This window comes from Klebsiella sp. A-Nf5 (genome assembly GCF_002810545.1).
Lineage (GTDB): Bacteria > Pseudomonadota > Gammaproteobacteria > Enterobacterales > Enterobacteriaceae > Klebsiella > Klebsiella variicola.
On record NZ_PIOG01000082.1, the window covers coordinates 1 to 5,197 of the forward strand.

A 5,197-nucleotide genomic window follows, 5' to 3' on the forward strand; every position below is an offset into this window, starting at 1 on the left:
ACTTATCGAGCAGGTGGGCGAAAGGCGCCAGCGAAACCAGGCAGTCTCCGCCTAAAATGACAATGCTATTGGGATCATGTTTTTCAATCAGTGTGGCAGCATTACTGAGCTGCCTGATGAGGGATGGCTTAGCCGTGATGCCATTAATCCCTGGCAATGGCTCTGTTGTTGGCAACTCAACAGGAACGGTCTCAACGGGCCCTTTTGCTTCAGGAGAGAGAAACGAGAGGAGCTGCGAGCCAAGATAGTAGGGAGGATTGTTACCGCCTTGCCATTGAGGAAATATAAGTCGCAGTGTTTTGCTAGTCATTGGTACCTTCTGTGATGTCATGCGCTAAAATGAATGAACGTTCATTCATTTTTACATTGAATTACGGTCGATACGCAAGTAACAAAGCACTTTTCGTTAATGCATAACGTACACCATCCGGAACGATATGCGTTTCGTTATGCCGGGTGGCTCAAAGCGGAAGAGGGGATAGTGTTGGCGAACATCTTCGCTGCACTGTTAATCGTGTGAAGCAGAGTCTGGCTTTGACAATACTGCGTAATGTCTGTTGCCAGTTGTCGAACCCTGGTCGGGGGTTCTCATCCCCCCCGGCGGGTGCCACAGGCGAAAAAAAAAGCCCGTACTTGCGTACGAGCTCTTCTTAAAATATGGCGGTGAGGGGGGATTGACTCGCTTCGCTCGCCCCTGCGGGGCAGCCCGCTCGCAGGCTCGCGGTCTGTCCAACTGGCGTTGCCAGTTGTCGAACCCCGGTCGGGGATTCTCATCCCCCCCGGCGGAGAATATAAAAGAAAAGAGCCCGTACTTGCGTACAGGCTCTCATCTCGAATATGGCGGTGAGGGGGGGATTCGAACCCCCGATACGTTGCCGTATACACACTTTCCAGGCGTGCTCCTTCAGCCACTCGGACACCTCACCATATTGTCTTGCTGCTCACCTTGGGTGGGCAACGGGGCGCTACTATAGGGAGTTGCGTTAAAACGGTCAAGCATATTTTCTTCTTTCTCTACCGTTCGCTCACGCAATGAACAACACCCCGCTGCGGTACAGCGGGGCGGGGTTTTTAGCGCTGAGAATCCAGCTGTTCGTTATTCTTCACCACGTCCTGCGCTTTGCTGTAGCTTTCGATCAGCAGCTGGTAGGCCGGGAAGACTTTGGTGTACACCTCCGCCCATTCTGCGGCGTCCGGGCGATTCCAGGTGCGCTGCAGCTCAGAGGCGACGGCAGCGGTATCCATCGGCACTACGCCAGCCTGTACCACGCGAGCCAGGGTGATTTCCTGCGCCATTTTGCTGTAGGTGCCGGAAGCGTCAATCACGGCAAACACTTTATAACCGTCGGCGACAGCGGCGATAGCCGGGAAGGCCATGCAAACGCTGGTAATGGTTCCGGCGATAATCAGCGTCTTACGACCTGTCGCTTTCACCGCGGCGACGAATTCCGGGTTATCCCAGGCGTTAATCTCGCCTTTACGGGCGATGTATTTCGCATGCGGCGCATTTTCATGAATCTCCGGGATCAGCGGACCGTTCGGCCCCTGCGGCACGGAGGCGGTCGTGATCACCGGGATCCCGGCAAGCGACGCCATCTTGGCCAGCGCGGCGGCACGAGCGCGCAGCTCTGGCATTGGCATATCGCCGACGGTCTGGAACAGGCCGCTCTGGTGGTCAATCAACAGCATTGCGGTATCGTTAACATCAATCACCGGACGAGCGCCGTTAAAGTTAGCGGGAGTAGACATAGTATTCACCTCAATCAGTTAGATTTGGCCAAAGCGGCCGCTGTTAAAATCGCGAACGGCTTCTGCGATCTGCGTTTTGTTATTCATGACAAAGGGGCCATAGCCCACAATCGGCTCCTGCAGCGGTTCACCAGCCATCAGCAGAACTTTTGCCTGGGCGGTCGCCTCCAGATGCAGGGCGTCTCCTGTCTGGCTCAGGACGGCCAACTGACCTTCGCGGGCGGACTCGGAACCGTTGATGATCACTTCCCCTTCCAGCACCACCAGCGCGGTACTCCAGCCTTCCGGCTGGCGCAGCGTGAGGTCGTGCCCCTGATTCAGCTGCAGATCCCACACATTAAGCGGTGAGAAGGTATGGGCCGGGCCGCTGACGTCGTCATACTGGCCGGCAATAACCCGAACTTGTCCGGCGCCATTCGCCAGCGCGACGCTGGGGATCGTCCCGGCGGTAATGCTCTGATAGCCGGGGGCCGTCATTTTGTCTTTGGCGGGCAGGTTGACCCACAGCTGGATCATCTTCAGCTCGCCGCCGCTGCGGGTGAAGGCTTCCGAGTGGAACTCTTCGTGCAGGATCCCGGCGCCCGCCGTCATCCACTGCACGTCGCCCGGGCCAATCACTCCGCCGCGTCCGGTGGAGTCACGATGCTCTACTTCACCGGCGTAGACGATGGTGACGGTTTCGAATCCACGATGCGGATGCTCACCGACGCCGCGTTTATCGCTGCCTGCCGGAAAGGTGTACGGCCCGGCATAGTCGAGCAGTAAGAAGGGGCTCAGCTGCTGGCCGTGCGTCTGATAAGAAAACATCGAACGAACCGGGAAGCCGTCACCTACCCAATGCTGCGCAGGCGCGGTGTAGACTCCTGTAATCTGTTTCATGGCTTTCTCCTGTGTATCGGTCTGTGTATCGGTATCTGATATGAATAAGCTTATATCCGGGACGACGTGTGCGGTAGTGAGCATAAATGACCTATACTGTTCCAAAAATGGAACAATGGAGGAAGGATGCAGGATCTCAATGACTTCGCCTGGTTTGTCCAGGTGGTAGACCATGGCGGTTTCGCCGCGGCGGGGCGAGCGCTTGACCAGCCGAAATCCAAGCTCAGCCGCCGCATTGCGCAACTCGAGGAGCGGCTGGGCGTGCGTTTGATTCAGCGAACCACCCGTCAGTTCGCGGTCACCGAGGTCGGGCAGACCTTTTATCAGCATTGCAAAGCGATGCTGATAGAGGCCGAGGCGGCGCAGCAGGCGGTCGAGACGCTGCGCGCCGAGCCGCGCGGTAGCGTCAGGATCACCTGTCCGGTCACCTTGCTGCATGTCCATATTGGACCGATGCTGGCGCGATTTATGGCGCGCTATCCCGGGGTAACGCTGCATCTTGAAGCGACCAACCGCCGGGTGGATGTGGTCGGGGAGGGGATTGATGTGGCGATCCGCGTCCGTCCCCGGCCCATCGAGGACAGCGATCTGGTGATGCGCGTGCTGGCGGACCGCGGGCACCGGCTGGTGGCCAGTCCGGAGCTGATTTCCCGACTCGGGCGCCCGCAGGCGCCCTCTGAACTGAGTGCCTGGCCGGGGCTCAGCCTGGGGGCGAACAAGCATCAGCATAAATGGCAGCTCACCGGGCCTGAGGGAGCGAGAGCGGAAGTGTATTTCACGCCGCGAATGGTGACCACCGATATGCTGGCGCTGCGCGAGGCGGCGATGGCGGGCGTCGGCGTGGTGCAGCTTCCTTTATTAATGGTGCGCGATCAGCTGGCGTCAGGAGAATTAGAGGTGGTACTGGATGAGTGGCAGCCGCGGCGGGAAGTGATCCATGCGGTATTTGCCTCACGGCGCGGGCTGCTGCCCTCCGTCAGGGCGCTGGTGGACTACCTCAGCGAAGAGTATCAGCGGATGGAGGAGGATTGATGGGTAGGCAGAGGTTTTTTGTCGGAACTCATATGTGAAAAGCGTCCGTACTTTTTCACGCACTCTTCGCAATCGCGTAGGGGCGTGAAAGATTGCTCACTGTGTGAGTCGTTTGCCGCTTGAGAGCGTTGGCTGTTTTAAGCAACCTCTGGTTTTTTCGATACATCGTTTTACTATGACCGTCTGGTATTATTTAAGCAATTTTGCCATAACGTCAAAAAACATTGGCAGATCATCCCTGAATGAGAAGGTCGTGTTTATTGCCTGACGAGCGATTAAACCGTCAATAAGGGCAAAAATAATGATCGTGACTTCTTCAAGATTAATATCGCGACGAAATTCTCCGGCAGCGATACCCTCCTGGATGAGCCGCGCGAAGCTTTTCCGCATGATGTCATCGCTGGAGATATACGTTTTTCGCAGTTCTGGATTGCGCGCAGACTCAGCCATGATTTCAACCCAAAGTTGATGCGTGATAGGGTAACCGATCTCACTAATACAGGACGTGACTTGTGCACAAAGGCGATCAAAATAAGAGCCTGCATAGGTCGCATTATGGGCAGTCAACGCGGAGTTCTGTTCTTCCAGTACAATAGCCTTAACAAGTTCATCCTTACTTTTGAAATACGTATACATTGCTCCTTGACTGATTCCTGCCCGGGTAGCGATTTCACGTACGCTTGTCGCACTAAAGCCTTTTTCCGCAAAGCAGGCAGCTGCAGCCGTAATCAACTTATGGTAGGTTTCGGTTTTTTTTAACATATCGGCATCTTGGTTAATTCGGTGCCCAGACTTTAACGCGCTTTTATGCAAGGAGCCAGAGCTAAACTCTGTCGTCTGGCTCCTGGATTTCGTCTTACTTTAGCAGGGGTAATTCACTGAGCATGTGCTTGAGATTCAGCATGTCCCAGGGCAAATGTTCAGCAATTGTCAGGCCAACGGGGACTGCTTTTGTCGTCGCTGCCGCAATCAGATTGAGTACATCCTCAATCGTCAGTTTGCCTTCAGCAACGTCGCCAAAATCGTGTTTTCCGCGCCCCGGTTTTGCAAAAAGAACGGAGCGGAACAGAGACGGGTCGAGAACGTCCAGATCGATATGGATCGCCAGATACGCAATCTTTTCTTTCGATATCCACTCCAGGACTTCATCTTCGCCGCTTTTAACCTGTTCAGGTGTTAGCGTCGTAATGTTATGGCGAGTGAGGTATTCAGCTTCATAAGGAAGTAGATCGTGGATACCGGCAATCATTATTTTTGACGGGTTAAGTTTGGTTCTTACATGGGCAACTAAATCGTTATCACCCGTACCCATTAGCGCACCAAGTACATGGGCATGCGCGTTTGGATATTGTTCAGCAGTCTGTACGTCAGGATGCGAGTCAATCCAGAGCACACCGAGTTTGTCTCCGTACTTATCGAGCAGGTGGGCGAAAGGCGCCAGCGAAACCAGGCAGTCTCCGCCTAAAATGACAATGCTATTGGGATCATGTTTTTCAATCAGTGTGGCAGCATTACTGAGCTGCCTGATGAGGGATGG

At 55.0% G+C, this 5,197-nt stretch carries 5 protein-coding genes, 1 tRNA gene, 1 other RNA gene and 1 pseudogene; 1 reads left to right on the forward strand and 7 read right to left on the reverse strand.

The features are described from left to right. From CWM53_RS08715 to CWM53_RS08735, 5 genes and pseudogenes are all read right to left on the reverse strand, one after another. A pseudogene (locus CWM53_RS08715) lies at positions 1 to 310 on the reverse strand (arginase family protein); the annotation flags it as partial. A gap of 348 nt (positions 311 to 658) precedes the next feature. Beyond that, positions 659 to 795: non-coding RNA, RtT sRNA (locus tag CWM53_RS08720), on the reverse strand. Positions 796 to 838: 43 nt separating this feature from the next. Then, positions 839 to 926, reverse strand: a tRNA-Ser gene (locus CWM53_RS08725). A 145-nt stretch (positions 927 to 1,071) separates the two neighbouring features. Beyond that, entirely contained in the window at positions 1,072 to 1,749 is a 678-nt protein-coding gene (locus CWM53_RS08730; RefSeq protein ID WP_002898927.1) for an isochorismatase family protein, read from the reverse strand. Between the two features lie 18 nt (positions 1,750 to 1,767). Continuing rightward, positions 1,768 to 2,628: a pirin family protein gene (locus CWM53_RS08735; protein ID WP_061155105.1), complete on the reverse strand. Its 861-nt coding sequence runs from the start codon at positions 2,626 to 2,628 to the stop codon at positions 1,768 to 1,770. A gap of 126 nt (positions 2,629 to 2,754) precedes the next feature. On the opposite strand from CWM53_RS08735, the gene CWM53_RS08740 reads away from it, so the two are divergent. After that, positions 2,755 to 3,660 (forward strand): LysR family transcriptional regulator, encoded by a 906-nt coding sequence (locus tag CWM53_RS08740; protein ID WP_048265383.1) that lies wholly within the window; start codon positions 2,755 to 2,757, stop codon positions 3,658 to 3,660. A gap of 189 nt (positions 3,661 to 3,849) precedes the next feature. On the opposite strand, the gene CWM53_RS08745 is transcribed toward CWM53_RS08740, so the two are convergent. Both CWM53_RS08745 and CWM53_RS08750 read right to left on the reverse strand, forming a co-directional pair. Further along, complete coding sequence (locus CWM53_RS08745; protein ID WP_074386608.1) at positions 3,850 to 4,422, reverse strand: TetR/AcrR family transcriptional regulator; 573 nt, start codon at positions 4,420 to 4,422, stop codon at positions 3,850 to 3,852. Positions 4,423 to 4,516: 94 nt separating this feature from the next. Next, positions 4,517 to 5,197, reverse strand: a 681-nt coding sequence (locus CWM53_RS08750) for an arginase family protein (protein WP_100750757.1), incomplete at its 5' end; no start/stop codon positions are given.